This window comes from Bradyrhizobium sp. SEMIA (genome assembly GCF_014844175.1).
Taxonomy (GTDB): domain Bacteria; phylum Pseudomonadota; class Alphaproteobacteria; order Rhizobiales; family Xanthobacteraceae; genus Bradyrhizobium; species Bradyrhizobium arachidis.
Genome location: NZ_CP046601.1, coordinates 4,893,486 through 4,918,518 on the forward strand (window position 1 = coordinate 4,893,486; position 25,033 = coordinate 4,918,518).

28 protein-coding genes are annotated in these 25,033 nt (G+C 64.9%); 19 read left to right on the forward strand and 9 right to left on the reverse strand.

Features of this window, described 5'->3' with window-relative positions; genetic code table 11:
* Window positions 1–25: 25 nt before the first annotated feature.
* On the forward strand, window positions 26–700 hold the full coding sequence (locus tag FOM02_RS23945; RefSeq protein ID WP_027558573.1) for a spermidine synthase: 675 nt from the start codon (window positions 26–28) through the stop codon (window positions 698–700).
* Between the two features lie 26 nt (window positions 701–726).
* Here the strand turns inward: FOM02_RS23945 and FOM02_RS23950 are convergent, their stop codons facing one another.
* Window positions 727–1,191 (reverse strand): nuclear transport factor 2 family protein, encoded by a 465-nt coding sequence (locus tag FOM02_RS23950; protein WP_027558574.1) that lies wholly within the window; start codon window positions 1,189–1,191, stop codon window positions 727–729.
* Between the two features lie 125 nt (window positions 1,192–1,316).
* On the reverse strand, window positions 1,317–2,231 hold the full coding sequence (locus tag FOM02_RS23955; protein ID WP_265440054.1) for an alpha/beta fold hydrolase: 915 nt from the start codon (window positions 2,229–2,231) through the stop codon (window positions 1,317–1,319).
* Between the two features lie 167 nt (window positions 2,232–2,398).
* Here FOM02_RS23955 and FOM02_RS23960 point away from each other — a divergent pair, with 167 nt between their 5' ends.
* The 16 genes from FOM02_RS23960 (at window position 2,399) to FOM02_RS24035 (ending at window position 16,387) form a co-directional block, all read left to right on the forward strand.
* The gene (locus tag FOM02_RS23960) at window positions 2,399–2,779 is read left to right on the forward strand and encodes a hypothetical protein (protein ID WP_027558576.1); all 381 of its coding nucleotides are present in this window, start codon (window positions 2,399–2,401) and stop codon (window positions 2,777–2,779) included.
* Window positions 2,776–3,858, forward strand: coding sequence for a PHA/PHB synthase family protein (locus tag FOM02_RS23965; RefSeq protein ID WP_265440055.1), 1,083 nt, complete (start codon window positions 2,776–2,778; stop codon window positions 3,856–3,858). Before FOM02_RS23960 ends, FOM02_RS23965 begins: the two co-directional genes overlap by 4 nt.
* Complete coding sequence (locus FOM02_RS23970; protein WP_027558578.1) at window positions 3,855–4,448, forward strand: GNAT family N-acetyltransferase; 594 nt, start codon at window positions 3,855–3,857, stop codon at window positions 4,446–4,448. Before FOM02_RS23965 ends, FOM02_RS23970 begins: the two co-directional genes overlap by 4 nt.
* Window positions 4,449–4,672: 224 nt before the next feature.
* Window positions 4,673–5,128 carry a phasin gene (locus FOM02_RS23975; RefSeq protein ID WP_027558579.1) on the forward strand — a complete coding sequence of 152 codons (456 nt, stop codon included), beginning with the start codon at window positions 4,673–4,675 and terminating at the stop codon, window positions 5,126–5,128.
* A 213-nt stretch (window positions 5,129–5,341) separates the two neighbouring features.
* Window positions 5,342–6,628 (forward strand): DUF445 domain-containing protein, encoded by a 1,287-nt coding sequence (locus tag FOM02_RS23980; RefSeq protein ID WP_027558580.1) that lies wholly within the window; start codon window positions 5,342–5,344, stop codon window positions 6,626–6,628.
* Between the two features lie 188 nt (window positions 6,629–6,816).
* Window positions 6,817–7,587: an esterase/lipase family protein gene (locus FOM02_RS23985; protein WP_027558581.1), complete on the forward strand. Its 771-nt coding sequence runs from the start codon at window positions 6,817–6,819 to the stop codon at window positions 7,585–7,587.
* 203 nt (window positions 7,588–7,790) lie between these two features.
* Window positions 7,791–8,657 (forward strand): phenylacetic acid degradation operon negative regulatory protein PaaX, encoded by an 867-nt coding sequence (gene paaX / locus FOM02_RS23990; RefSeq protein ID WP_027558582.1) that lies wholly within the window; start codon window positions 7,791–7,793, stop codon window positions 8,655–8,657.
* Window positions 8,658–8,733: 76 nt separating this feature from the next.
* Window positions 8,734–9,726, forward strand: coding sequence for a 1,2-phenylacetyl-CoA epoxidase subunit PaaA (gene paaA, locus FOM02_RS23995; protein WP_027558583.1), 993 nt, complete (start codon window positions 8,734–8,736; stop codon window positions 9,724–9,726).
* A gap of 10 nt (window positions 9,727–9,736) precedes the next feature.
* Complete coding sequence (paaB, locus tag FOM02_RS24000) at window positions 9,737–10,024, forward strand: 1,2-phenylacetyl-CoA epoxidase subunit PaaB (RefSeq protein ID WP_008136594.1); 288 nt, start codon at window positions 9,737–9,739, stop codon at window positions 10,022–10,024.
* Entirely contained in the window at window positions 10,024–10,800 is a 777-nt protein-coding gene (paaC, locus tag FOM02_RS24005; protein ID WP_027558584.1) for a 1,2-phenylacetyl-CoA epoxidase subunit PaaC, read from the forward strand. Before paaB ends, paaC begins: the two co-directional genes overlap by 1 nt.
* Complete coding sequence (gene paaD, locus FOM02_RS24010) at window positions 10,794–11,297, forward strand: 1,2-phenylacetyl-CoA epoxidase subunit PaaD (RefSeq protein WP_027558585.1); 504 nt, start codon at window positions 10,794–10,796, stop codon at window positions 11,295–11,297. The genes paaC and paaD overlap by 7 nt, the downstream gene beginning before the upstream one ends.
* A 2-nt stretch (window positions 11,298–11,299) precedes the next feature.
* Complete coding sequence (paaE, locus tag FOM02_RS24015; protein ID WP_027558586.1) at window positions 11,300–12,382, forward strand: 1,2-phenylacetyl-CoA epoxidase subunit PaaE; 1,083 nt, start codon at window positions 11,300–11,302, stop codon at window positions 12,380–12,382.
* Window positions 12,383–12,437: 55 nt separating this feature from the next.
* The gene (gene paaI / locus FOM02_RS24020) at window positions 12,438–12,887 is read left to right on the forward strand and encodes a hydroxyphenylacetyl-CoA thioesterase PaaI (protein ID WP_027558587.1); all 450 of its coding nucleotides are present in this window, start codon (window positions 12,438–12,440) and stop codon (window positions 12,885–12,887) included.
* Between the two features lie 41 nt (window positions 12,888–12,928).
* On the forward strand, window positions 12,929–14,260 hold the full coding sequence (gene paaK, locus FOM02_RS24025; protein ID WP_027558588.1) for a phenylacetate--CoA ligase PaaK: 1,332 nt from the start codon (window positions 12,929–12,931) through the stop codon (window positions 14,258–14,260).
* A 64-nt stretch (window positions 14,261–14,324) separates the two neighbouring features.
* Window positions 14,325–15,329: a quinone oxidoreductase family protein gene (locus FOM02_RS24030; protein WP_027558589.1), complete on the forward strand. Its 1,005-nt coding sequence runs from the start codon at window positions 14,325–14,327 to the stop codon at window positions 15,327–15,329.
* Window positions 15,330–15,331: 2 nt separating this feature from the next.
* Window positions 15,332–16,387 carry a YeeE/YedE family protein gene (locus FOM02_RS24035; protein WP_027558590.1) on the forward strand — a complete coding sequence of 352 codons (1,056 nt, stop codon included), beginning with the start codon at window positions 15,332–15,334 and terminating at the stop codon, window positions 16,385–16,387.
* Here the strand turns inward: FOM02_RS24035 and FOM02_RS24040 are convergent.
* Window positions 16,366–17,280, reverse strand: a complete 915-nt coding sequence (locus FOM02_RS24040; RefSeq protein WP_027558591.1) for a DMT family transporter — start codon at window positions 17,278–17,280, stop codon at window positions 16,366–16,368. The genes FOM02_RS24035 and FOM02_RS24040 overlap by 22 nt on opposite strands.
* A 113-nt stretch (window positions 17,281–17,393) precedes the next feature.
* On the opposite strand from FOM02_RS24040, the gene FOM02_RS24045 reads away from it, so the two are divergent.
* Complete coding sequence (locus tag FOM02_RS24045; RefSeq protein ID WP_181411691.1) at window positions 17,394–18,806, forward strand: PLP-dependent aminotransferase family protein; 1,413 nt, start codon at window positions 17,394–17,396, stop codon at window positions 18,804–18,806.
* Window positions 18,807–18,815: 9 nt separating this feature from the next.
* On the opposite strand, the gene FOM02_RS24050 is transcribed toward FOM02_RS24045, so the two are convergent.
* The 5 genes from FOM02_RS24050 to FOM02_RS24070 all read right to left on the reverse strand — a co-directional run bounded on the left by FOM02_RS24050 (window position 18,816) and on the right by FOM02_RS24070 (window position 23,593).
* Window positions 18,816–20,039, reverse strand: a complete 1,224-nt coding sequence (locus tag FOM02_RS24050; RefSeq protein WP_027558593.1) for a bifunctional alpha/beta hydrolase/OsmC family protein — start codon at window positions 20,037–20,039, stop codon at window positions 18,816–18,818.
* Window positions 20,040–20,065: 26 nt separating this feature from the next.
* On the reverse strand, window positions 20,066–20,725 hold the full coding sequence (locus FOM02_RS24055; RefSeq protein ID WP_027558594.1) for a sulfite oxidase-like oxidoreductase: 660 nt from the start codon (window positions 20,723–20,725) through the stop codon (window positions 20,066–20,068).
* A gap of 18 nt (window positions 20,726–20,743) precedes the next feature.
* A complete protein-coding gene (locus FOM02_RS24060) occupies window positions 20,744–22,066 on the reverse strand; it encodes an MFS transporter (protein WP_027558595.1) in 1,323 nt (440 codons plus the stop codon).
* 31 nt (window positions 22,067–22,097) lie between these two features.
* The gene (locus tag FOM02_RS24065) at window positions 22,098–23,321 is read right to left on the reverse strand and encodes a cytochrome P450 (protein WP_027558596.1); all 1,224 of its coding nucleotides are present in this window, start codon (window positions 23,319–23,321) and stop codon (window positions 22,098–22,100) included.
* Between the two features lie 62 nt (window positions 23,322–23,383).
* The gene (locus FOM02_RS24070) at window positions 23,384–23,593 is read right to left on the reverse strand and encodes a ferredoxin (RefSeq protein WP_027558597.1); all 210 of its coding nucleotides are present in this window, start codon (window positions 23,591–23,593) and stop codon (window positions 23,384–23,386) included.
* A 155-nt stretch (window positions 23,594–23,748) separates the two neighbouring features.
* Between FOM02_RS24070 and FOM02_RS24075 the strand changes: the two genes are divergently transcribed.
* The gene (locus FOM02_RS24075) at window positions 23,749–24,396 is read left to right on the forward strand and encodes a TetR/AcrR family transcriptional regulator (RefSeq protein ID WP_027558598.1); all 648 of its coding nucleotides are present in this window, start codon (window positions 23,749–23,751) and stop codon (window positions 24,394–24,396) included.
* On the opposite strand, the gene FOM02_RS24080 is transcribed toward FOM02_RS24075, so the two are convergent.
* On the reverse strand, window positions 24,393–25,031 hold the full coding sequence (locus FOM02_RS24080) for an aspartate/glutamate racemase family protein (RefSeq protein ID WP_027558599.1): 639 nt from the start codon (window positions 25,029–25,031) through the stop codon (window positions 24,393–24,395). The two genes, FOM02_RS24075 and FOM02_RS24080, sit on opposite strands and share 4 nt — an antisense overlap.
* Between the last annotated feature and the right edge of the window lie 2 nt (window positions 25,032–25,033).

A 25,033-nucleotide genomic window follows, 5' to 3' on the forward strand; every position in this document is an offset into this window, starting at 1 on the left:
CGCCCGATCGTGCTAAAGCTCCCTCATGATTCCCTGGGAAAAACTCGACACAGCCAAAATCCCCGGCTCCGACGAAGAGCTACGCCTGATGCGCCGGGGCAAGGAGTTCTCCATCAAGCTCGGCACCAACGAGCTGATGAACAGCCGCCTGTCGGGTTCCGAGGCCGCGCTCGCGACGCTCGCGGCGAAGAGAATCGAGAAGGTTGCCAAGCCTGTCGTCCTGATCGGCGGTCTCGGCATGGGTTTTACGCTGCGCGCGGCGCTCGCCGTGTTCGGCGCCAAGGCGAAGATCGTCGTCTCCGAGCTCGTGCCGTCGGTCGTTGCCTGGGCGCGAGGGCCGATGGCGGAGGTTTTTGGTGACAGCCTCGATGATCCACGCGTCAGCATCCGCGAGATCGACGTCGGCGAGATCATCCGGGCGAAGAGCTCGGCCTTCGATGCCATTCTGCTCGATGTCGACAACGGGCCGGAAGGGCTGACCCGGAAAGGCAATGACGCGCTGTATAGTGCGAGCGGGCTTAAAGCTGCAAAGACGGCGCTGCGGCCCGGCGGTGTGCTCGCGGTCTGGTCGTCGGGACCCAACCCCGCATTCACCAAGCGCGTTCGCAGCGGCGGTTTCGAGGTCAACGAAGTCAACGTCCGCGCGACCGGCAGAGGCGGTGGCGCGCGCCATGTGATCTGGATGGCGCGGAAGGGTTAGGCGACCATCCGGACTACGCGTCTCCGCTAGAACATCGTGTTGCCGTTCGCCGGGGTCTCGGGAATCTCCTGGACGACGTCCCAGTGCTCGACGATCTTGCCGTTCTCCAGCTTGAAGATGTCCACGATCGCGCGGCCCCTGGTGCCGGGCTCGCGAACGGAGTGAACGTGCAGGATGACGTAGTCGCCATCCACGAAGCTGCGCTTGATCTCGCTGTGCGAGTTCGGAAACTTTTCACGGAGGAAACCGATGAATTTCCGGAACCCTTCCGGACCATCGGCCGCATTGGGATTGTGCTGCACATAGCGGTCGCCGACATAGGCAAGGGCGGCATCGACGTCCTTCTGGTTGAGGCCCTTTTCGTAGAAGGCAAGCACGGCGGCGCGATTGGCTTCTTCCTGCGGGCTGCCGGCAATCGCAGCGCCGCCAGCGAAGGACAACGTGAGAATGGAGGCCGCAATCATTGCGACGGGCCGGACGATGGGATGCATGTGAACTCCGAGAGGCCGCAGCCCCTTTATCTTGCGACTGAGGGAGGCCTGTATAGCTTTCGCGCCGGCTTGCGTTAAGAGAGTAACCGGAAGCTCACATGGTCACCGTGAGGAGACCTGCCGGTCTACGCCGCCTTCGCCGCCGCGCCATGCGCGTGCTTGTCGATGGCGGCGATGATCTCCGGCCAGAAGCGCATCGGCAAAGCGTGACCCATGCCCTCGATCATCAGCAGCTTGGCGCCGGGAATGGACGCTGCCGTGTCCTTGCCGCCTTCGGGCCGCACCAGCGGATCGACCGTGCCGTGGATCACCAGCGTCGGTGTCTTGACGCCATGCAGGCGCTCCTTGCGGCTGCCGGAGGCAAGCACGGCGCGGAGCTGTCGGCCGACGCCGGCCGGATTGAGGCCGCGCGCGAACACGCGCTCGGCGCGGCCGGGGTCGAGAGCTTCCTCTTCCGGAAACGACCCGGCGCGCAGCACTTTCCAGGTCTGGCCGAAGCGGACGATGAACTTTTCCTTGCTCTGTGGCGGCGGCGCCATCAGCATCGCCGCGGCTTCGCGCGTCGGCGGCGGGATGCGTGGATTGCCGGTGGTCGACATGATCGAGGTCAGCGAGCGCACGCGCTCGGGAAACGACAGCGTCACCTCCTGCGCGATCATGCCGCCCATGGATGCGCCGACCAGATGCGCCGACTTGATGCCGAGCGCGTCCATCAGCCCGATCGTGTCCCTGGCCATGTCGATCAGCTTGTAGGGCGCGGCGACGGGAATCCTGAGGAAGCGCAGCTTCAGCAGCTCGAGCGGCGTCAGGCGCTTGCCGCCGGTGAGATGACTCGACTTGCCGATGTCGCGATTGTCGAAGCGGATCACACGAAAGCCGCGTGCGGCAAGTTGCTCGCAGAACCCATCGTCCCAATGGATCATCTGCGCCCCGAGCCCCATGATCAGCAGCAGCGGCTCGGCATTGTCGTTGCCAAAAATCTCGTAGCAGATGTCGATGCCGTTGGCGCGGACGGTCTGGGGCGGCTGATGGGTGGTCACGGGCGCGGTCCCTCCTGCTGATCGATGCTGTATCGCACGGTTTCGTTCCATGATGAAGCCGCGTGCGCGACACCGCGCCCGTGGCTTGCCGGTTGACCGGCATCGCGCAACGGTGTGGTATGGCGAGACAAGAAGGGTGCAAAGCCCTCCACATTGGGAGGACGCTGATGACCGACAAGATCACCGATCCGGTTGCCTTGTGGCAGCAGATGGTTGGCGAGATGGAGAAGGGTTTCAACTCCTTCGCGACCAAGGCCATGGAGACGCCCGAATTCTCGCAGGCCATGAACCGCGCTGGCGGCGTTGCTGCAGGTGCTCAGAAGCAATTCGGCGATCTCATGGAGAAATACCTGCTCTCCATGAACCTGCCGAGCCGCGAGCAGATGACCGGTATCGCCGAGCGGCTTCAGTCGATCGAGGGCCAGCTCGGTGAGATCAAGTCGATGCTGAGCCAGATGTCGGCCAGTTCGGGCGCGGAGCAGATTGGCGCTGCGCCGCGGCCGCCGCGCACGAAACGGCCGCCGTCCGAAGGCGGAGAGCAAGAATGAACGCGCCAACGGGACGTGATTTTGCAGCCATCCCGGAGCGCATCCAGTCCGAAGTGCAGCGCGCCATCATGCGCAGCATCAAGGGCGTCGAATATTTCTCCACCTCCGGTCCCACGCTCGGCTCCACGCCGAAGGACGTGCTGCATTCGCGCGGCACGATGAGTCTCTATCACTACCGGCCGATGTCGGACGAGATCTACCGCGTGCCGGTGCTGATCGTGATGGCGACCACCAACCGCGGCTACATTCTCGACCTCGTACCCGGCCAGAGCTTCATCGAGTTCCTGCTGAAGCGCGGCTACGACGTCTACATGCTCGACTGGAGCGCGCCGCGCCCAGAGGAGAAGAACCTGCGCATGGAGGACTATGTCCTCGACTTCATCCCGGATTGCGTGCGCCGCGTGCAAGCCGATTCCGGCGAGCAAGATGTCTCCGTCGTCGGCTATTGTTTCGGCGGCGTGCTGTCGCTGCTTTACGGCTCGATTTTCCCGGACGGGCCGATGAAGAATTTGATCTGCTTCACCACGCCGATCGACTTCCGCGAGATGAAGCTGTTCTCGAACTTCTCCGACCGTCGCTATTTCGACGTCGACCGCCTCGTCGACAGCGTCGGCAACGTGCCGCCGGAGATGATCCTGTCCTCGTTCGAGATGCTGCGTCCGGCCTCGCGCACGGTGAGCCAGATCCAGCTCTGGGAAAACATCTGGAACGACGAGTTCGTGAAGTCCTATCGGATGTTCGACCGCTGGGCGACCGACACGCTGCCGCTGGCGGGCGAATATTTCCGCACCATCACCAAGGATCTGATGTGGGACAACAAGCTGTTCAACGACACCATGTCGGTGGGCGGCCGTGCGGCGAAGCTCGAGGACATCAAGGTGCCGATCCTGCATGCGGTCGCCGAGCACGATCACATCGTGCCTTATGACGCCGCAAAGCACCTGATCGCCAAGATCGGCTCGGCGGACAAGGAAGAGGTGATGCTGAAGGGCGGTCACGTCTCGCTCGTTGCGGGCGCCAACGCGGTGAAGCGGCTGTGGCCGAAACTGGACTCCTGGCTGGGGAAGAGATCGACATGAGCGAGCAGCGTTCCTATCCGCGTCACGTCAAGACCGACGCCGGCGACATCGAGATCCGCCTGATGTCGCCCGCGGACGAGGCCGCGGTGCTGGCCTTCGGCAAGGGCCTGCCGACCCATGATTTGTTGTTCCTGCCGCGCAATATCAGCGAGCCAAAGGTGCTGTCGGCCTGGGTCAAGGAGATCGAGCGCGGCGCGATTCAGAGCCTGCTCGCCGTCAAGGACGGCAGGGTGGTTGGCTGCGGCACCTTGGTGCGCGATCCCCACTCCTGGTCGCCGCATGTCGGAGAGATCCGCATGGTGGTCTCGCCCGATGTGCGCGGGAAGGGGGTGGGAAAGGCGGTATCGCAGGAGACCTTTGCGCTCGCGCTGGGCGCGGGCCTCGAAAAGCTCTCGGTGCAGATGACGGTGGACCAGCAGGCGGCGATCGCGCTGTTCGAGAGCCTCGGCTTCAAGGCCGAGGCGCTGCTGCGCGATCATGTCCGGGACGTCGATGGCAAGACCCACGACATCGTCGTGCTCGGCCACAACATCGCGCAGGTGCAGGCCCAGATGGAGGCCTACGGGTTGCCGGGCGCGGTCCAGCATTAGGGCGCCGTCCAGCAAACAAAAAGTGGAATTCAACCCCATGCACAGTAGGTAGGGGCCACGAAGGCAGCAGATTGCCTCCCGTTAAGGCTGTTCACGATCTCGTGATATCGCAGTGCAATAAGAATATTGCACCGCACAATTAACTATGCCATATAAGCCGTGCCCCGGGCCAATGCGGACGGGGTGAGCCCATAGCTCAACCCAATGAGGATGGAGAGAACCCCATGACCACTGAAACCAACACTGCTTTCGAGGGCTTCAAGGACGCTTTCAAGAACATCCAGAATCTGGAAGTTCCCGAGGCCGCCCGCGAATTCGTCAAGAAGACTGCCAACACCGCCAAGGACCGTGCTGCCGAGGTGTTCGCTGGCTCCGAGCGCGTGACCGCCGCCGTCGAGAACGCGGTGACCGAGTCCGTCACTGAAGCCGGCAAGATCAGCCGCAACATCCAGCAGGCGATCTACGAGGACGCCGAGGCGTTCTTCTCGGGCATCGACAAGCTCGCGTCGGCCAAGTCGGTCAGCGAAGCCGTCGAGATCCAGTCAAGCCTGCTCCGCGCCCGCGGCGAAGTGTTCGTTTCGCGCGCCAAGGCGACCGCCGACTATCTCGGCAAGCTCGCCGCCAACGGTGCGAAGTCCGCTCAGGACAATTTTGCCAAGGTCTACACCAAGACTGCCTGATCCGGCGCCCTGAGTAGAGAAACTGAATTTGAGGCCCGCTTCGGCGGGCCTTTGTTTTTTGCGCCGCGGTCATCACCACTTGTCATTCCGGGGCGCCCGAAGGGCGAACCCGGAATCTCGAGATTCCGGGTTCGGTCCTGCGGAACCCGGAATCTCGAGATTCCGGGTTCGGTCCTGCGGACCGCCCCGGAATGACGTACTCTAGAATTTATCATGAACGCACCCGCCACCTTCACCTTCGACACCCCCGGCGACGCCGAACGCGCGGCCGAGCTGCGCCGCGTGAAGGCCTTGGCGACGTTGGTGCTGGCCTCGACGCTGGCGCTGTTCATCCTCGCAAAATGGCTTCTGCCCGTGCATCCCGTGTTCGGCTTCATCGCCGCCTTCGCGGAAGCCGCGACCATCGGCGGGCTCGCCGACTGGTATGCGGTGGTCGCGCTGTTCAAGCGGCCGCTCGGCCTGCCGATCCCGCATACCGCGATCATCCAGAGCAACCAGGCCCGCATCGCCGACAAGCTCGGCGAGTTCATCCAGGTGCATTTCCTCGAGGCCGGTCCCGTCGAGGCCAAGCTGAAGGAGATCGATTTCGGCTCCTTCGTCGCCGACTGGCTGCGTGACCGCAAGCGCAGCGACGATCTCGCGCGTTTCGCGCTGCGCCTGCTGCCGGAAGCCGTCTCCGCGACGGAAAGCTCGGGCCTGATGACCTTCATCGTCCGCCGCATGTCCTCGCAGCTCCAGGCCATCGACCTCGCGCCGCTCGCGGCCGGCACGCTGCGCGGCTTCGTCGCGGAGGGGCGGCACCAGATCCTGTTCGACGATCTCCTGCGGGTGATGCACGAGACGATGAACCAGAAAGAGACGATGGCGATGATCCGCGACAAGGTGCGCGCGGAATTGCCGACCCTGCTCAAGCTCTATCGTGCCGACAAGTTTCTGGTGAACAAGATCGTGTCGTCCGCCACCGCGTTCTTCAACGAGGTGCGCAGCGATCCCAAGCATCCGTTCCGCGGCGAGTTCGATCGCATGGTGCTGAGCTTCGTCGATCGCCTCGGCACCGATCAGGCCTATATCGGCCGCATCGACGGCTTGAAGCGTGATCTGCTCGCGCGCCCCGAGCTTGCCGAGCTTGCCCGTACCGTCTGGGCCAACATGCGCTCCTTCATCGAGCGCAGCGCGAGCGGCGAGACGCAGGTGCTCCAGCATCATCTCGCCGGCATGTTCGTTTCGGCAGGCGATGCGCTCGCCGCCGATGCCGAGCTGCGCGGCGAGATCAACCAGGGCCTGGTGACGGTGCTGCGCAGCTTCGTCGCCGACCAGAAGAGCGGCGTCTCGACCTTCATCTCCGACCAGGTCAAGGCGTGGAATATGACGCAGCTGATTTCGCTGATCGAAATCAACATCGGCCGCGACCTGCAATACATCCGCTTCAACGGCTCGCTGATCGGTGGGCTCGCCGGCCTTGCGCTCTACTCCGTAGAATTCCTGCTTCGATTGTTGTGACTTTTGCGTCACGGCCGTTAGCATTAACGCGCGGGCCTATTGTCGCCTTGCGTCTCTCCCGCTTGAATGTCGGGAACCGGCCGCCTAGCTGATTCATGTTGCGCTGCGGAACGTTCAAGAAGCCGGCGTATTGGAATTCATGCCCATTGCCGGCATCGCGACCGGCGCCTTCTCCAGGGGATCCATTGATGACCGCTACTGCCCAGACGCTGCGTCCGCCATCCCGTACTCTGATGTTCTTGGAAGGGCGCGCGATCCACGAGTTCGGCGCATTCCTCGGCGCACTGCCGCTCTTGAGCCTCGCGCCGCGCGGCGACGGGCATCCGGTGCTGGTGCTGCCGGGCCTCGTCGCTTCTGATGAGTCCACGCGCGCGCTGCGCACGTTCCTGACCAGCAAGGGCTATGCGGTGAGCGGCTGGCGCCAGGGCCGCAATTACGGCCTGCGCCCGGGCGTGCAGCATGCGATGGTCGATCTGGTCGAGGAGCTCAGCGACAAGCACGGCCGCAAGATCAGCCTGGTTGGCTGGAGCCTCGGTGGCCTCTATGCGCGCCAGCTCGCCAAGATGATGCCCGAGCGCGTGCGCCAGGTGATCACGCTCGGCAGCCCCTTCGCGGGCGATCCCAGGTCGACCAATGCGTGGCGCGTCTATGAATGGGCGAGCGGCCGCCGCGCCGACGAGGTCGATCCGCAGTTCGGCGGCGAACTCGCGGTGCCGCCGCCGGTGCCGACCACCGCCATCTTCAGCCGCACCGATGGCGTTTGCGCCTGGCAGGGCTGCATGGAGAAGTCAGGTGCGCAGACCGAGAGCATCGAGGTCGAAAGCAGCCATTGCGGCATGGGCCATCATCCCGCCGCCGTCTATGCCGTCGCCGACCGGCTCGCGCAGAAGGAGGGCCAGTGGCGCCCGTTCGATCGCAGCGGCTGGCGTAGCCTGGCCTATCCCGACCCGCACAGGTAGTGCGCTTCTTCGCCTCGCCCCGCTTGCGGGGAGAGGTCGGATCGCTCTTGCGATCCGGGTGAGGGGGTACAGGTCTCACGTCCATCTCATTCGCGGAGAGAGGCCCCTCACCCCAACCCTCTCCCCGTAAGAACGGGGAGAGGGAGAGTAAGCGTCGCTCCCGTCCATTGTCGCGCCTGCACCAAACGCGCTATGCCTCGCGCATGGCGCATCCGCTCTCACGCATCATCGACCAGCTCAAGCGCGAGCCGTCGCGCACCGGCTCCATCGTCATCACCGTGTTCGGCGACGCCATCGTGCCGCGCGGCGGTTCGGTGTGGCTCGGCACGCTCTTGGAGTTCTTCGAAGGCCTCGACATCGACAGCGGCGTGGTGCGCACCGCGATGTCGCGGCTTGCCGCCGATGGCTGGCTGACGCGCGAAAAGGTCGGCCGCAACAGTTTCTATCGCCTCGCCGACAAGGGCCGCCAGACGTTTGAAGCCGCGACGCGCCACATCTACGATCCGCCGCCGTCGGACTGGACCGGGCGCTTCGAGCTGCTGCTGATCGGCAATGGCGAAGACCGCGACGCCTCGCGCGAAGCGCTGCGCAACGCCGGCTTTGGCAGTCCGCTTCCCGGTGTCTGGGTCGCGCCGTCAGGCGTGCCGGTGCCGGAGGAGGCCGCGGGTGCGATCCGTCTCGAAGTCTCCGCGGAGGACGACAATGGCCGCCGACTGCTCAGCGCGAGCTGGCCGCTGGAGCGCACCGCGGACGCCTATCTGAAATTCATGAAGACCTTTGAGCCGCTCCGCGCCGCGATCGCGCGCGGTACGGATCTTTCTGACGCCGACGCCTTCACCGCGCGCATCCTCTTGATCCACTATTACCGCCGTGTCGTGCTGCGCGATCCGCTGCTGCCCGAGAGCCTGCTGCCGGGGGACTGGCCGGGCAGGGCGGCTCGCGCGCTCTGCGGCGAGATCTATCGCGCGCTGCTTGCCCCGTCCGAACAATGGCTTGATGGCCATGGAACCAACGAAAAGGGGCCGCTGCCACCCGCCCGAAAGCTCCTGGAAAGGAGGTTCGGCGTCTGATCTTTATGTTACAGAAATATCTTGCATGACGTAATTTCTGTTATATATTGCCTCCCAATAAAACGGGAGGACGCGCATGTACACCCAGGCGCTGAACACGGCCGAGACTGACGATCGCGGTCTTGAGGACGCAGGCCGAGCTGCGCAGTTCCAGGCCCGCATCGATGCCGAGGAGCGCATCGAGCCGAACGACTGGATGCCGGCGGCCTATCGCAAGACGCTGACCCGCCAGATCTCCCAGCACGCCCATTCCGAAATCGTCGGCATGCTGCCCGAGGGCAACTGGATCACGCGCGCGCCGACCTTGCGCCGCAAGGCCGCGCTGCTCGCCAAGGTGCAGGACGAGTGCGGCCATGGGCTGTATCTCTACGCCGCCGCCGAGACGCTCGGCACCTCGCGCGAGGAGCTGGTCGATGCGATGCTCGCCGGCAAGGCCAAGTACTCCTCGATCTTCAACTATCCAACGCTGACCTGGGCCGACATCGGCACGATCGGCTGGCTGGTCGATGGCGCCGCGATCATGAACCAGATCCCGCTGTGCCGCTGCTCCTATGGCCCCTATGCGCGCGCGATGATCCGCGTCTGCAAGGAGGAGTCGTTCCACCAGCGCCAGGGCTACGAGATCATGCTGACGCTGTGCCGCGGCTCGGACGAGCAGAAGGCGATGGCGCAGGACGCGCTGAACCGCTGGTGGTGGCCGGTGCTGATGATGTTCGGTCCGCCTGATGCGACCAGCCAGCACAGCGACACCTCGACCAAGTGGAAGATCAAGCGCTTCTCCAATGACGAGCTGCGCCAGAAATTCGTCGATGCAACCGTGCCGCAGGCGCAATATCTCGGCCTCACCATTCCCGATCCCGGCATGATTCAGGACGCCGACGGCCACTGGCGCTACAGCGAAATCGACTGGACCGAGTTCAAGCAGGTGCTCGCCGGCAACGGCCCCTGCAACCGCGATCGCATGGCCGCGCGCCGCAAGGCGCACGACGAGGGCGCCTGGGTGCGCGAGGCGGCGGCCGCTTATGCGGCCAAGCGCGCGCAGCGTCAGACCGCGCAAGCCGCGGAATAAGGAGATCAATATGGCCACGCCGAACACGCCGCTGTGGGAAGTCTTCATTCGCAGCCGCAACGGGCTCGCGCACAAGCATGTCGGCTCGCTGCATGCGAGCGATGCGACCATGGCGTTGCAGGCCGCCCGCGACATCTACACCCGTCGCGGCGAAGGCCTCTCGATCTGGGTCGTGCCCTCGACCGCGATCACCGCGAGCGATCCCGCCGAGAAGGGTATGATGTTCGAGCCGGCGGAATCCAAGATCTACCGGCATCCGACGTTTTACGAGGTGCCCGAGGAAGTGGGGCACATGTGATGGCGACCGCCAACATCCAGGTCTCGGAAACGCCGCTGGTGCTGTACGCGCTACGCCGGGCCGATGATGCGCTGATCCTCGGCCACCGGCTGTCGGAATGGTGCGGTCACGCGCCGATGCTGGAAGAGGACATGGCACTCTCCAACATCGCGCTCGACCTGATCGGCCAGGCCCGCGAACTCTACACCTACGCGGCCAAGGCTGAAGGCAACGACAACGACGAGGATAAGCTCGCGTATTTGCGCGACGTCCGGCAGTACCGCAACCTGCTGCTGGTCGAGCAGCCCAATGGCGACTTCGCCCAGACCCTGGTGCGGCAGTTCTTTTATTCCGCCTTCGCCGACCTCTATTGGCGCGCGATGATGACTTCGCGCGATACGACGCTCGCAGCGATTGCTGCCAAGTCGGAGAAGGAGAGCGCCTATCACCTGCGTCACGCTTCGGAATGGATCATCCGGCTTGGTGATGGCACGGATGAAAGCCACAAGCGCGCTCAGGCCGCGATCGATCACCTCTGGGCCTTCACCGGCGAGATGTTTGCCGTCGATGATGGCGAGCGCGCGCTGATTCATGCCGGTATCGCCATCGATCCCGGCACCTTGCGCGGCCGTTGGCTGACGACGCTCTCGGGTGTCGCCAGTGAAGCAACGCTCCAGTTGCCGCAGAACGACTGGATGCAGCAGGGCGGCCGCGCCGGCCGCCACAGCGAGCATCTCGGCCATCTCCTGTCCGAACTGCAATCGATGCAGCGCACTTTTCCGGGGCAGACATGGTGACGGTGCTGGAGCGCGATAGCGAGTTGCGCCGGCGCGCCTGGGATGCCGCGGCGAGCGTGGTCGATCCCGAGATTCCGGTGCTGACCATTGCCGACCTCGGCGTGCTCCGCGATGTCGTTCTCGACGGCGATCATGTCGAGGTCGCGATCACGCCGACCTATTCGGGCTGCCCGGCCATGAATATGATCGCGCTCGAAATCGAGGTTGCACTGGAGCGCGCTGGTTTTCAGCGTCCGAAGGTGCGCACGGTGCTGTCGCCGGCCTGGACCACCGACTGGATGAGCGAAGAAGGGCGCTGCAAGCTGCGTGCTTACGGCATCGCGCCGCCGCAAGCTTCAAGTTCACGCCGGGCGCTGTTCGGCGAGGAGGCCGTCGCGTGCCCGCAATGCGGCTCTGACAAGACGGAATTACTGTCCGAATTCGGCTCGACCTCCTGCAAGGCGCTGTGGCGCTGCAAGGCCTGCCGCGAACCCTTCGATTACTTCAAGTGTCATTGACCATGTCAGCAGCCGCACCACGCTTCCATCGCCTGGCCGTCAACGACCTCCGCCGCGAAGCGTCGGACGCCGTCTCGATGACCTTCACCATCCCCGGCGAACTCGCCGGTGATTACGCCTTCACGCCCGGCCAGTACCTCACGCTCCGCACCATGCTGGACGGCGAAGAGGTCCGCCGCTCCTATTCGATCTGCTCCGGCCCTGATGACGGCGAGATCCGCATTGCCGTGAAGAAGGTCGACGGCGGCGCGTTTTCGAGCTGGGTCGCGGATGAGCTGAAATGCGGCGACGAGCTCGACGTGATGACGCCGACGGGCCGCTTTGGCGTGGTCCCGCCTGCCGAAGCCGGGCGCATCCATGTCGGCTTCGCCGCGGGCTCCGGCATCACGCCGATCCTGTCGATCGTCAAGGGCATCCTCGTGCGCGAGCCGGGCAGCCGCTTCTTCCTGTTCTACGGCAACCGCGCGACCGACAACATCATGTTCCTCGAGGCGCTGGAGGAGCTGAAGGACCGCTTCATCGACCGCCTTTCGATCTTCCATGTCATCTCCGGCGAGGAGCAGGACATCCCGATCCTGCATGGCCGGCTCGATGGCGAGAAGGTGAGGGTGCTGCTGCGTTCGCTGGTGCCGGCTTCAAGCGTCGACCACGTCTTCATCTGCGGTCCATCCGGTATGAGCGAAGAGATCGAGGCAACCTGCCGCGGCCTCGGCATCGCCGACGAACGCATCCATGTCGAACGTTTCGTCTCCGAGTTCGGCGGCAAGCCACGGCCGAAGAAGGAAGTTGCACCCGACGCGCCGCCGAAGGCGATCGCCTCCCTAATCATCGACGGCAAGCGCCGCGACGTGCCGGTCGCGGAGGACGAAGCCATCCTCGATGCCGCGCTGCGCGCCGGTGTCGATCTGCCCTTCGCCTGCAAGGGCGGCATGTGCTCGACCTGCCGCGCAAAGCTGGTCGAGGGCGAGGCGCCGATGGACCTCAACTATTCGCTGGAACCCTGGGAGCTGAAAGCCGGCTTTGTCCTCACCTGCCAGGCCAAGCCATCCTCCGAGCGGGTTGTGGTCGACTACGACCACGTTTGACAGTTTTGACCAGGCAGCAGAACATCACGAGCAAACGATTGGCCGGGAGAAGCGCGTGAACGTCAAAGCCGCCCTGTCACCTCAGGATATTGCGCGCGCCTGCGCCGATGCGATGTGGGCGGAGGACGATGCGTCCAAGGGGCTCGGCATGGAGATCGTCGAGATCGGCCCGGGCTTTGCGACGCTCGCGATGACGGTGCGGCCCGACATGGTCAACGGCCAGCGCATCGCCCATGGCGGCTTCATCTTCACGCTCGCCGATTCCGCCTTCGCCTTTGCCTGCAACTCGCACAACGAGCGCGTGGTGGCGGCGCAGGGGCAGATCACCTTCATCAAGCCCGGCAAGCTCGGCGACCGCCTCGTCGCGAAAGCGCGCGAGGTCACCCGCGGCGGCCGCTCCGGCATCTACGATGTGCGCGTCACCGCCGGCGACACCGTCATCGCGGAATTCCGTGGGCATTCGCGTGTCATTCCCGGGACGTGGCTGCCGACACAAGATCAATAAGACCAATAAAAAGAACAAATCAATGATGTGGGGAAACGAGGATGGCTCTGACGAGGCTCAAGGAAGGCGGCAATTCCTATAGTGCCGAGATGGACGCGCATGAGCGCGCCTCACGCGACGAGATCGTGGCGTTGCAGAAGCAGCGCCTGGCCTGGTCGCTGAAGCACGCCTACGACAACGTCGCGCATTATCGCAAGGCGTTCGACAAGGCTGGCGTGCATCCGTCCGACTTTCGCGAGCTCTCCGATCTCGCGAAATTCCCGTTCACGGTGAAGACGGATCTCCGCGACAACTATCCCTTCAACATGTTCGCCGTGCCGCGCGAAAAACTGGTGCGCGTGCATGCCTCCTCCGGCACGACGGGCAAGCCGATCGTTGTCGGCTACACCCAGCGCGACATCGACACCTGGTCGGAGGTGATGGCGCGCTCGATCCGCGCCGCCGGCGGCCGCACCGGCATGATCATCCATAATGCTTATGGCTACGGTCTCTTCACCGGCGGACTTGGCGTGCACTACGGCGCGGAGAAGCTCGGCTGCACGGTGGTGCCGATCTCCGGCGGCATGACCGAGCGGCAGGTGCAGCTCATCAACGACTTCCGGCCCGACATCATCACGGTGACGCCGAGCTACATGCTGGCGATCCTCGACGAGTTCAAACGGCAGAAGCTCGATCCGCGCCAGTGCTCGCTCAAGGTCGGCATCTTCGGCGCCGAGCCCTGGACCAATGCGATGCGCGGCGAGATCGAGGACGCCTTCGATATGGACGCGACCGACATCTATGGCCTGTCGGAGGTGATCGGCCCCGGCGTCGCGCAGGAATGCATCGAGACCAAGGACGGCCTGCACATCTGGGAAGATCATTTCTATCCGGAGGTGATCGATCCCGAGACCGGTGCGGTGCTGCCCGATGGCGAGAGGGGTGAGCTGGTATTCACCTCGCTCACCAAGGAAGCCTTTCCGGTGATCCGCTATCGCACCCGCGATCTGACGCGGCTGCTGCCAGGCACGGCGCGGCCGGGCATGCGGCGCATGGAGAAGGTGACGGGCCGCTCCGACGACATGATCATCCTGCGCGGCGTCAATCTGTTCCCGACCCAGATCGAGGAAGTCCTGCTTGCGACGGACTGGTGCGGCGGCCACTTCATCCTGGAGCTGACCCGCGAGGGCCGCATGGACGAGCTGACCATCATCGCCGAGGCGCGGCCCGAGAGCTGGGACGGCCGCGGCCTCGTCGACCATGCCGACCGGGTCTCGACCCATATCAAGAACACGATCGGCATCAGCTCCAGGGTGCAGGTGGTCGCGCCGGCCACGCTGGAGCGCTCGCTCGGCAAGGCCAAACGGCTCTACGACAAGCGGCCCAAGGACTGACTTGACGGATTGACTTGACCGGCCCCAGAGGCGACAAGGCCCGCGAGAAATCGCGGGTCTTTCCATGTCGTCAGCCGATACCAAGTCCATCGAAGCGCGTTGCGTGCGCCTCAATGCCAAGGCCGAAAATGCCGCCGCGCTTGCGCCGGTGGTCGAGCACCATACGCTGGCGCGCGGGCCGAACGATCTCCTGATCGAGGTGAAGGCTGCCGCCGTCAATCCGTCCGACGTCAAGGCTGCGACAGGGCTGATGCCCTATGCCGTGTTCCCGCGCACGCCCGGCCGCGACTACGCCGGCGTGGTGGTCGACGGGCCGGCCAGCACGATTGGCCGGGAAGTGTTCGGCTCCTCCGGCGATCTCGGCATTCGCCGCGACGGCACCCACGCCAGCCATCTCGTCGTCGAGGCCGATGCGGTCGTGGAGAAGCCGAAGACGGTGTCCTGGGAGGAGGCCGCCGGCATCGGCGTGCCCTTCGTCACCGCGATGGAAGGCTTTCGCCGTGCCGGCATTCCGAAGAGCGGCGAAACGGTGCTGGTGTTCGGCGTGAACGGCAAGGTCGGTCAGGCCGCGGTGCAGATCGCGACCTGGCAGGGCGCGCGCGTCATCGGCGTGGTGCGCAAGGCGGAAGCTTATGAAGGCCACACCAACGCGCCCATCGAGGTGATCGACGCCTCCGCAACGGACGTCGCCACGCGCGTGCGCGAACTGACCGGCGGCAAGGGGGCCGACATCGTCTTCAACACCGTCGGCGATCCCTATTTCCAGGCCGCGCACAAGTCGCTTGCTCTTCGGGGCCGCCAGATCCTGATCGCCGCGATCGATCGCATCGTGCAGTTCAACATCCTCGAATTCTACCGAGGCCAGCACACTTATGTCGGCATCGATACGCTCGGCCTGTCCTCGGCGGCGACCGGCGCGGTGCTGCGCGATCTCGGTCCGGGCTTTGCGAGCAGTCACCTCAAGCCATTCCCGATCAAGGCGAATGCGATCTATCCGCTGGAGCGCGCGAGGGAGGCGTACACTGCCGTCGCCGGCTCGTCGCGCGACCGTGTGATCCTGAAGCCGTAGCGATGGAATCCACCCAACCCGTCATTCTCGCCGGCCTGGTCATCGGCCTCATCTACGGCAGCGTCGGGCTGCTCAGCGGCTTCTGCCTGATGAGCAGCATGCGCGACTGGCTGACGAAGGGAGACGGGCGGCTGGTGCGCTCTTATGCATTGGCAATCGCGGTCGCGATCGCCGCGAGCCAGTTCCTGGCCGGCAACGGCACGGTCGATCTCGGCAAGTCGATCTACCTGCAACCAACCTTCTCGGTGCCGGTGCTATTCCTTGGCGGCCTGCTGTTTGGCTATGGCATGGTGCTGTCGAACGGCTGCGGCTCGCGTGCGCTGGTGTTGCTCGGCCGCGGCAATCTCCGCTCCTTCGTCGTCGTGATCGTGCTCGGCATCGCCGCGCAGATGACGCTGAAGGGCTTGATCGCACCTGCGCGCATCGCGATGGTGCAGTCTTCGCAGACGACCGTCAGCGCGAACTCGCTGCCGTCACTGCTGACGACGCTCGGACTCACGGAGGTGGTTGCGCGCGCGCTAGCCGGTGCCACGATCGTTCTTGCCCTGGTCCTGTTCGCCTTGGCTCATCCGCCGTTCCGGCGCTCGCCGGGCCAGATCGCAGCGGGCATCATCGTCGGTCTCCTCGTCGCCGGCGGCTGGTACGTCACCGGCCATCTCGGTGCCGACGACTTCAACCCTGTTCCGGTGACGTCGCTGACCTTCATCGCGCCGATCGCCGACAGCCTGCAATACGCGATGCTCTCGACCGGCCTGACGCTCAACTTCGGCATCGCGACGGTCGCCGGCGTCTTCAGCGGTAGCCTAGTCACCGCGCTCGCCACCGGCCGGTTCCATCTCGAAGGCTATTCCTCGCCGCGCCACATGCTGCGCTCAGGTGGTGGCGCTGCGCTGATGGGCATCGGCGGCGTGATGGCGTTCGGCTGTTCGATCGGGCAGGGGCTTACGGGCCTATCGACGCTCGCACTGGGCTCGTTCATTGCCGTCGCCGGCATCCTGCTCGGCACCACGGCAGGTCTGCGCGGCGTGTTGCGCGTTCAGCCGCTCGCGGTGGCCTGACCGCGCAGCAGCCGGTCGCCCAGTGTCGCAAGACCAATGCCGGTGACGATCAGTCCGGCCGCAACGGCAAGGCTGATGTCGATCGGCTCACCCAGCAGGATCGCGGCGGCGGCGATGCCGACGAGCGGTGTCCCGGTGGTGCCGAGCGAAGTCGTCAGCGCCGAGATGCTCTTGTTGACCATCGACATCGCCCAATAGGCCAGCGCCGTTCCGATCAGGCCGGAATACAGGAACAGCAGCACGAGCTTCCACGACCATTCCGCGTGTGGCAGGCCATCTGTGACCAGCGCTGACCCCGTCAGCACGATCGTCGCGACGAGCACCTGCCAGATCAGAAGCTGGAGCGGCGATGCGATCCAGCGATGCGCGCGGATATAGATGATGTTCGCCGCCCAGGACATCGCGGCGAGGATGACCATCCCGGCGCCGATGAGGACGTTGGCATTGGTCCAGTCGATCGATGTCGGGTTCAGGATCACGGCAAGACCGATCAGCCCGAGCAGTGCGCCGGCGAGCTTTGGCGCGGTCAGCGTGTCCTTCCCCAGCATGGGCGCGGCGATCGCGACCCAGAGCGGCGTGGTGTAACCGAGCACGATGGCCTTGCCCGCGGGCAGGAAGCGCACACCGGCCGCAACCAGGACCGAGAACACCGTCATGTGCAGCAGCGCCACGCTCAGGACCACCGGGATGTCGCGCCGCTCGGGGATGACCAGATTGTTGCTCAGTCCGAGGATCACGAACAATCCGCCCAGCGCGATCCAGCTCCGGATCGCTGACGTCCAGAGCGGTGGAAAGAACTGGACGAGCTGCTTCGTCACCGACCAGTTCACGCCCCAGGCCACGACGACGATCAGGAACAGGCCGATGGCCGCGCGGGGTGACAGGGAGTTCATCTCGTAGGTCCTTGAAGCAGTCCAGTGCGCCGGATAGCATCGTCGCTGGCACCTGAAAAAGGGCCAGATTGGAGAATAACAAAGTGCCAGTCTTGGGTGGTGTGATCTCCGCCATGATCGCCCTGAACCGGGCCGACGAGCAGGGGCTGATGGCACAGCTCACCAGCCAGCTCCGCCGCCTGATCGCGAGCGGCCGTCTCGGCAAAGGCAGTGTGCTGCCGTCGAGCCGCCGGCTCGCAACCGATCTCGGCGTGTCGCGTAACACCGTCACCTATGCGTTCGAGCAGCTCGCCGCTGAGGGATATCTCGAGGCATCGCATGGTCGCCGTCCGGTCGTAACGGTCGATGGCGGCGAGCCCGGCAAAGGGGCGAGCGCCGCGGGTGCGCGCACCGGCAAGCCGCGGCTCTCGCCGTGGGCAGCAAAGCTCAAGCAGACCGACTGGCCGATGTCCTATCAGGCGCCGCTGAAACCGTTGCGTCCGGGGCACGGCGATTCCAGGGAGTTTCCGAACGAGGTCTGGGCGCGCTGCCTGCGCCGCAGTGCCGTGCGTGCGGCCAGACGCGAGCTCGGACCGATCAACCGGCCGCGCCTGCGCGAATCGCTCGCGCATTATCTCGCGACGAGCAGGGGCGTTCGCGCCACGGTGGACCAGATCCTGATCCTGCCGAGCGCGCAGGCCGCGCTGACCTTGATCGCGGCTGCGCTGATCTCGCCCAGTGACGAGGTCTGGGTCGAGGATCCCGGCTATCCCGGCGCGGCGGCGGCCTTCCGTGCCTCCGGCGCGCGCGTGACCGGCGTCAGGCTGGACGAGCAGGGCATGCAGCGGATGCCGGGATTGCCGGCCCCGAGGCTCATCTTCATGACGCCATCGCACCAGCATCCGACGGGACGGCTGATGTCGCTGGCGCGCCGCACCGAATTTCTCAGGTCAAGCAAGCCCGGCAAGACCTGGATCGTCGAGGACGATTACGACGGCGAATTCCACTACGACAGCCGCCCCGTGCCGGCCCTGCAAGGGCTCGATGCCCATGGCCGTGTCTTCTATGTCGGCACCTTCGCCAAGGCGATGACGGCCGATATCCGGCTCGGCTATCTCGTCGTCCCGCCGGCGCTGGTCAGCACCCTCGAGATCGCGCAGCGGCACATCGGACTGATCGCGTCCAGCCACATCCAGGAGGCGCTGGCCGAGTTCATTGCCGACGGGCACTTCCTCGCGCATCTGCGCCGGATGCGCCGGCTCTATCACGCCCGCCGCGATCATCTCGCCGCGGGACTGGAGCGTCATCTCGGCGAGGCGCTTTCGGTCGAGGTGCCCTCCGGAGGCATCCAGCTCGTCGCGCGCCTCAAGCGCGGCCGGGCCGATCAGGCGGCCGTGAAGCGGCTGGTCGCCGCAGGCGTTGAGACGCGCGCTCTATCGAGTCTTGCGCTCGGCCGGCCGCGCGATCACGGCTTGCTGCTCGGCTTCGCAGCCTGGCGCGAGAGCGAGATCAGCGCGGCGCTGCGGACGATGGCGTCGTGCTTCTAGCGCGCCAAGTCACTCCACGGCCTTCGTCACGATGCGAATCTCCGAGGTCAGCGTCCGGTGCACCGGGCACTTGTCGGCGATTTCCATCAGCTTCTTGCGCTGCTCGGCATCGAGCGCGCCGTCCATTGCGATGTCGCGCTCGATCTGGTCGAGCATGCCGTCGCGCGTCTCGCACTCCGCGCAGTCCTTGGCGTAGATCTTCGAATGCTTCAGCGTCACCGTGACGCGATCGAGCGGCAGCGACTTGCGATCGGCATAGAGGCGCATGGTCATGGAGGTACAGGCACCTAGACCGGCGAGCAGGAAATCGTACGGGCCGGGGCCAGCATCCTCGCCGCCGGCAGCCTTCGGTTCGTCCGCGATCAGATGATGCGGCCCCACGGTGATGATCTGGTTGAACTTGCTCTCGCGGGTCTCCTGAACCACAACCCTGCGCGGCTCCTCGGGGAGGTCCATCGCCTTTGCAGGTGTCGCCGTGTCGATGTAACGGCTCGCCCAGGCCGTGATCACGTCGGCTGCATAGAGCGCGTCGGCCGGCTTGGTCAGCAGATGATCGGCGTGATCCAGCGAGACGAAGCTCTTGGGGTGCTTTGCCGCAAGAAAAATCTTCGTGGCGTTGTCGATGCCGACGGTGTCGTCGACAGGCGAATGCAACACCAACAGCGCCTTGTGCAGGCCGGTGACGTCCTTCATCAGCTCGTGCTCGACGATATCGTCGAGGAATTCGCGCTTGATCCTGAACGGGCGCCCTGCGAGCGACACCTCGACCTCGCCCTGCGCGCGGATGTTGTCGAGATGGTCTTTGAACAGCCCCGTGACATGCGCTGGATCGGACGGCGCCGCGATGGTCGCGACCGCCCTGGCTTCGGGGATCTTCCCGGCGGCCGCGAGGATCGCGGCGCCGCCGAGGCTGTGGCCGATCAGGATCGATGGCGCCTTGCGGACGCTGCGCAGATGATCGGCGGCGCGCACGAGATCGGCGACGTTGGAGGAGAAGGTCGAATTGGCAAAATCGCCTTCGCTGGAGCCGAGCCCGGTGAAGTCGAGGCGGAGCACGGCGATGCCCCTTGCGGCGAGCGCAACCGAGATGCGCTTGGCCGCCAGCGTGTCCTTGCCGCAGGTGAAACAGTGCGCGAACAGCGCGTAAGCCGTGGGCTCGCCGTCAGGCAACTCCAGTGCGGCCGCGAGCTGATGGCCACCCTCGCCGGTGAATTGGAAGCGCTCCGTTGCCATGATTCTCCCCCGCTCTTGTTCGAAGTCTAATCGTCTGAATAGCGCTGCTCGGCCCAGGGATCGCCGCGGTTATGATAGCCGCGGACTTCCCAGAAACCCGGCGCGTCCTCGGTGAGGAACTCGATGGCCTGAAGCCACTTTGCACTCTTCCAGAAGTACAGATGCGGCACGACCAGCCGCACCGGGCCGCCATGCTCGTCAGACAGCGGCTGGCCTGACCAGCTATGGGCGAGCAGCGCGTCCTCGGCGGCAAAATCTTCCAGCGCAAGGTTGGTGGTGTAGCCATCATAGGAATGCAGCACCACGAAGCGTGCATCTTCGCGCGGTTGGCAGGCCGTGAGCAGCTCGCGCGTCGCGAAGCCGTCCCAAAGGTTGTCGTAGCGCGACCAGGTGGTTACGCAGTGGATGTCGGAGGTGAATTGCGCCTGCTTCTGCGCGGCGAATTCGGCGAAGGTCCAGAACACGGGATTGTCGACCGCACCATAGACGTCGAGCCGCCAGCGCTCGCGCGACACCGGCGGCACGACGCCGAGATCGAGCACCGGCCAGTCTTGTGTCAGATGCTGGCCCGGCGGCAGACGCTGGTCCTCCGGCCGCGTGACCTTGCCGGTGAGGAAGCGGCCCTCGCGCGCCCATTTCTCCTTGGTGCGCGTCAGCTTGCTGTCGGATGGCGTCTCGTCGGCCATGGGTTACTCGTGAATGGGCTACTCGTGGCGATGCATCGCCGAGGCGTGCTTGGTGTCGCGCATGGTGGAGTAGATGATCAGCGACAGGAAGATGATTCCGGCGAGATAGTAATAGAACCAGTCCTCGTGTCCGATGCTCTTGAAATAGAGCGCGATCGCAGGAGCCGTGCCGCCGAAGATCGACACCGTGATGGCATAGGGCAGGCCGACGCCGAGCGCGCGGACATTGGTCGGGAACAGCTCGGCCTTCACCACCGCGTTGATCGAGGTGTAGCCGGCGACGAACAGCCAGGCGCAGCAGATCAGGATGAAGGCCATGAACGGCGACTTGGTCTCCTTCAACGTCATCAGCAGCGGCACGGTGGCGAGCGTACCGGCGACGCCGAAGAAGATCAAAAGCGGCTTGCGACCGATCTTGTCCGAGATGGCGCCATAGATCGGCTGCAGGATGGTCGCGAAGATCAGCGTGCCGAAGATCACGAAAGTGGTCTGGTCCTCGGTCAGCCCGACCGAGAGCTTGACGAAGGTCTGCATATAGGTGGTGAAGGTGTAGAACGCCGCGGTGCCGCCAGCGGTGAGGCCGACCACGAGCAACAGCTCGCGCGGGTAACGCAGCAGATTGGCGAGCGAGCCCGTTGGTTTCACCACCTTCTTGGCTTCCTCGAAAGCCTCGGTCTCGTGCAGGCCGCGCCGCATCACGGCGGCGAAGATCGCGAGCGCCGCGCCGATCGCGAACGGGATGCGCCAGCCCCAGGCCTTGAGCTCCTCTGGCGTGAGGAACACCTTTTGCAGGAGCAACAGCACGATGATCGCGGTGAGCTGGCCGCCGATTAGCGTGACGTACTGGAAGCTGGAATAGAAGCCGCGGTGCCTGGGATCGGCAACTTCACTCAGGTAAGTGGCGCTGGCGCCGTATTCGCCGCCAAGACTTAAGCCCTCGATCACGCGCGCGACCGCCAGGATGGCCGGGGCGGCAAGACCGATCGAGGCATAGGTCGGCGTCACCGCGATGATCAGCGAGCCGAAGCACATGAAGACGACCGACAGGGTCAGCGAGATGCGCCGGCCGAAATGGTCGGCGAGGTAGCCGAAGAACCAGCCGCCCAGGGGGCGCATCAAGAAGGTCGCAGCGAACACCACGGCGACATTCAATTGCTGTACGACGGGGTCGTTGCCGGGGAAGAACGCCGGGGCGAAATAGAGCGCAAACGCGGTGTAGGCGTAGAAGTCGTACCACTCGACGAGATTGCCGATCGAGCCGATGAAGATCGCCTTGATCCGCCGCTCGGCGTCGGCGATGTCGAAGTGGTCAGAGGCCGGTTGGGTTGCTTGCTCAGTCACGTCCGGCCTCTCCGTTGGTCCTGGAAAAGGCCTACATCGCCTTTCCCAGCAAAAATGGCAACTGGCGGGGGCCTCTCACCGTGCCCTGCGACCAGGTCACGGTGCCTGCCGGATCAAGCCGGAAGTCGGGAATCCGCTTCAGCCATTCCTCCAGCGCAACCTGCATCTCCATGCGCGCAAGATTGGAACCGACGCAGCGGTGGATGCCGAGGCCGAAGGCGGCGTGGCGGTTCTCGCGGCGGTCGATCACGACTTTGTCAGCGTCCGGAAACATTTTCGGGTCGCGGTTGGCGGCCGGGAACGACAGCAGCACCATGTTGCCCGTCTTGACCGGGCAGCCCGAGATCGTGGTCTCCTTGACCACCTCGCGGGCCATCGTCACCGGCGAATAAGCGCGCAGCAGTTCCTCCACCGCAGTCGGGATCAGCCCGGGCTCGGCGATCAGCCGCTCGCGGTCAACAGGCGTCTTGGCGAGATGCCACAGCGAGGAGCCGATCGCGCTCCAGGTGGTGTCGATGCCGGCGATCAGGAGCAGCCGCAGCGAGCCCAGCACATGGGAATCCTCGAGCGGATTGCCCTCCTTGTCCTTCGCATTCATCAAATAGGAGATGAGGTCGTCGGTGGGCTTGTTCTTGCGCGCCTCGATGTGTCCGCTGAAATAGGCGCTCATCTCTTGCACGGCCTGGAGCAGCACGTTCTCGTCCTTGATGCCGAGCTCGAGGATCATGTGGATCCAGTTGATGAAGAGATCGCTGTCGGTCTCGGGAATGCCGAGCATATGTGCGATCGCACGCACCGGGATATGCTTGGTGTAGCGCTCCGCCGCGTCGATCCGGCCTTCGGTGATGAAGCCGTCGATCAGCTCGTTGCAGATCGCGCGCACTCGCGGCTCGAGCTTTTTCATCGCGTCCGGCGTGAAAGGCGGCAGCAGCAGCTGCTTGGCCGGCTTGTGCACGGGCGGATCGGACGTGATCGGCGGGGCGGCGTTTTTGCTGGTGATCTCCGGCCGCACGTCGCGGACGATGATGCGGCGGGAGGAGAAATGCTCGGTGTCGTTGGCAATCGCGCGTACCGCCTCATAGGTCGTCGGCATGTAGCAGCCGAGGAAGCGGTCGGTATGTACGACGGGGCTGGCGGCGCGCAATTCTTCCCAGATCGGGAAGGGGTCGTCGGTCCATTGCGGGTCGGTGTGGTCGAAATCATGGACCCAGTCGGTCACGGGCGGATGGGCGGCGGGCTGGCTGACGTCGGACATCTCGAAAATCCCTTGTAGCTCGTGTTCACTGAAAGCACGCGGGGCGCGGGGGGAGGTCCCCGCTACTCTTCGATCACATCGATTGCGATTTCCGGGCAGTTGGATTTGGCAAGCCAGGCCTTGTCTTCGAGGCCCGGCGGCACGACGCCATCGCCAGCCTCATGGGCGTTGCCGTATTCGTCGAGCTCGAACAGCTCCGGCGCCAGCGCCTTGCAGCGTGCGTGGCCCTGGCACTTGTCGGGATCGACGTGAACCCTCAGTCGCTCTGTCATGGCGGCTTCCTCGGTCGTATGCGCCGGGCCCGAAGGGCGGCGCGTTCCTCGTGTCAATCTTGTCCGCGACATTTGCGGCTTATTCTAAGTTATATGATATTACATTCGCGACAGGCTTCCCCTGTCAAGGGCAAACTTATAGGCTTGACCGCAACATGCGCTCACAACTCGCCCGCAAGCCCGAGAAGACCTACCATCACGGCGATCTCCGCGACGCTCTGATCAAGGCCGCGCTCCGAGAGGCGGAGCAGGGCGGGGCTGAAGCGATCAGCATCAAGGCGCTGGCAAAGCAGCTCGGCGTCTCGCAGCCGGCGCCGTACCGGCACTTCGCGGATCGCGAGGCGCTGCTTGCGGCGGCGACGGCCGAAGCGTTCCGCCAGCTCAGTACGATCCTGCGCGAGGCGATGGCGAAGCCGTCGAAGCAATCGAAACTGTCGCGGTTGGCGCAGGCGACGCTCGATTTCGGCCTGCGCCGCAACGGCACCTACCGGTTGATGTTCGCATCCCGCATCGTGTCATGCGCGGCCAAGGGCAGCGAGCTGCACGCGGCGACGCGCGAGACGTTCGGGCTCGTGATCGAAGCCTTGGAAGCGCCCGCCGTCGGCTATTTGCGCGAGCGGCAGGCGCTGAAGATCTGGGCCGCGCTGCACGGCGTGGTGATGCTGGCCGAGCAGGGCCTGTTCACGGGCGAGTCGGCGCACGCCACGCGCGAGGAGCTGGTCGAGGATTTTGTCAACGAGACGAAGGCCGCGCTCGCGGTTGCGATCAAGGACGCGCGGCGCCAGAAGAAGGCTGGCGCCTAGGTTTTCGCCTTCAAGAGCCGCATCAGCTTCTCGACCGCGCTGTCTGGCGTTGTCACCACGGGACGGCCGGTCGCCTCCGCAACCAGCGGCGCAGTCGCCGCGATGCTGAACTGCGCCAGCGCAATGACGTCGCAATCGTGCAGGTCGCGCGAGGCTTCCGCGATCAGCCGGTCGTGCGTGGCGCGGTCGCCGCGATCGAGCGCCGCCAGCGCGCCCTCGGCGAGCTTCGGCACGATCTGGACGGAGGCGGGAAACTCCGGCGGCATCGACACCAACGTCGGCGGGAAGGTCGAGAGCAGGCCGATCCGCTTGCCCATCGTCACGGCACGCTCGATCATGGCTTCGTTCGGCTTCAGCACCGGCATCGGCGCATGCGCCCGCGCTACCGCCTCGATGCAGGGACCGAAGGCCGAGCAGGTGAACAGGATCGCATTTGCTCCGGTCGCCGCCGCATAGTCGCCGAGCGCAAGGAAACGCTCGGTCATGGCATCATTGAGCTCGCCGTCGCGCGCCAGATCCGCCGACAGGCTGTCGTCGAGCAGGTTCATCAGCCGCGCCTCCGGCCACGCCTGCGCGAACGCCGCCTCGATCGGGGCGATGGAGTGCTTGAGGGCGTGGATCAGGGCGATGCGCATGA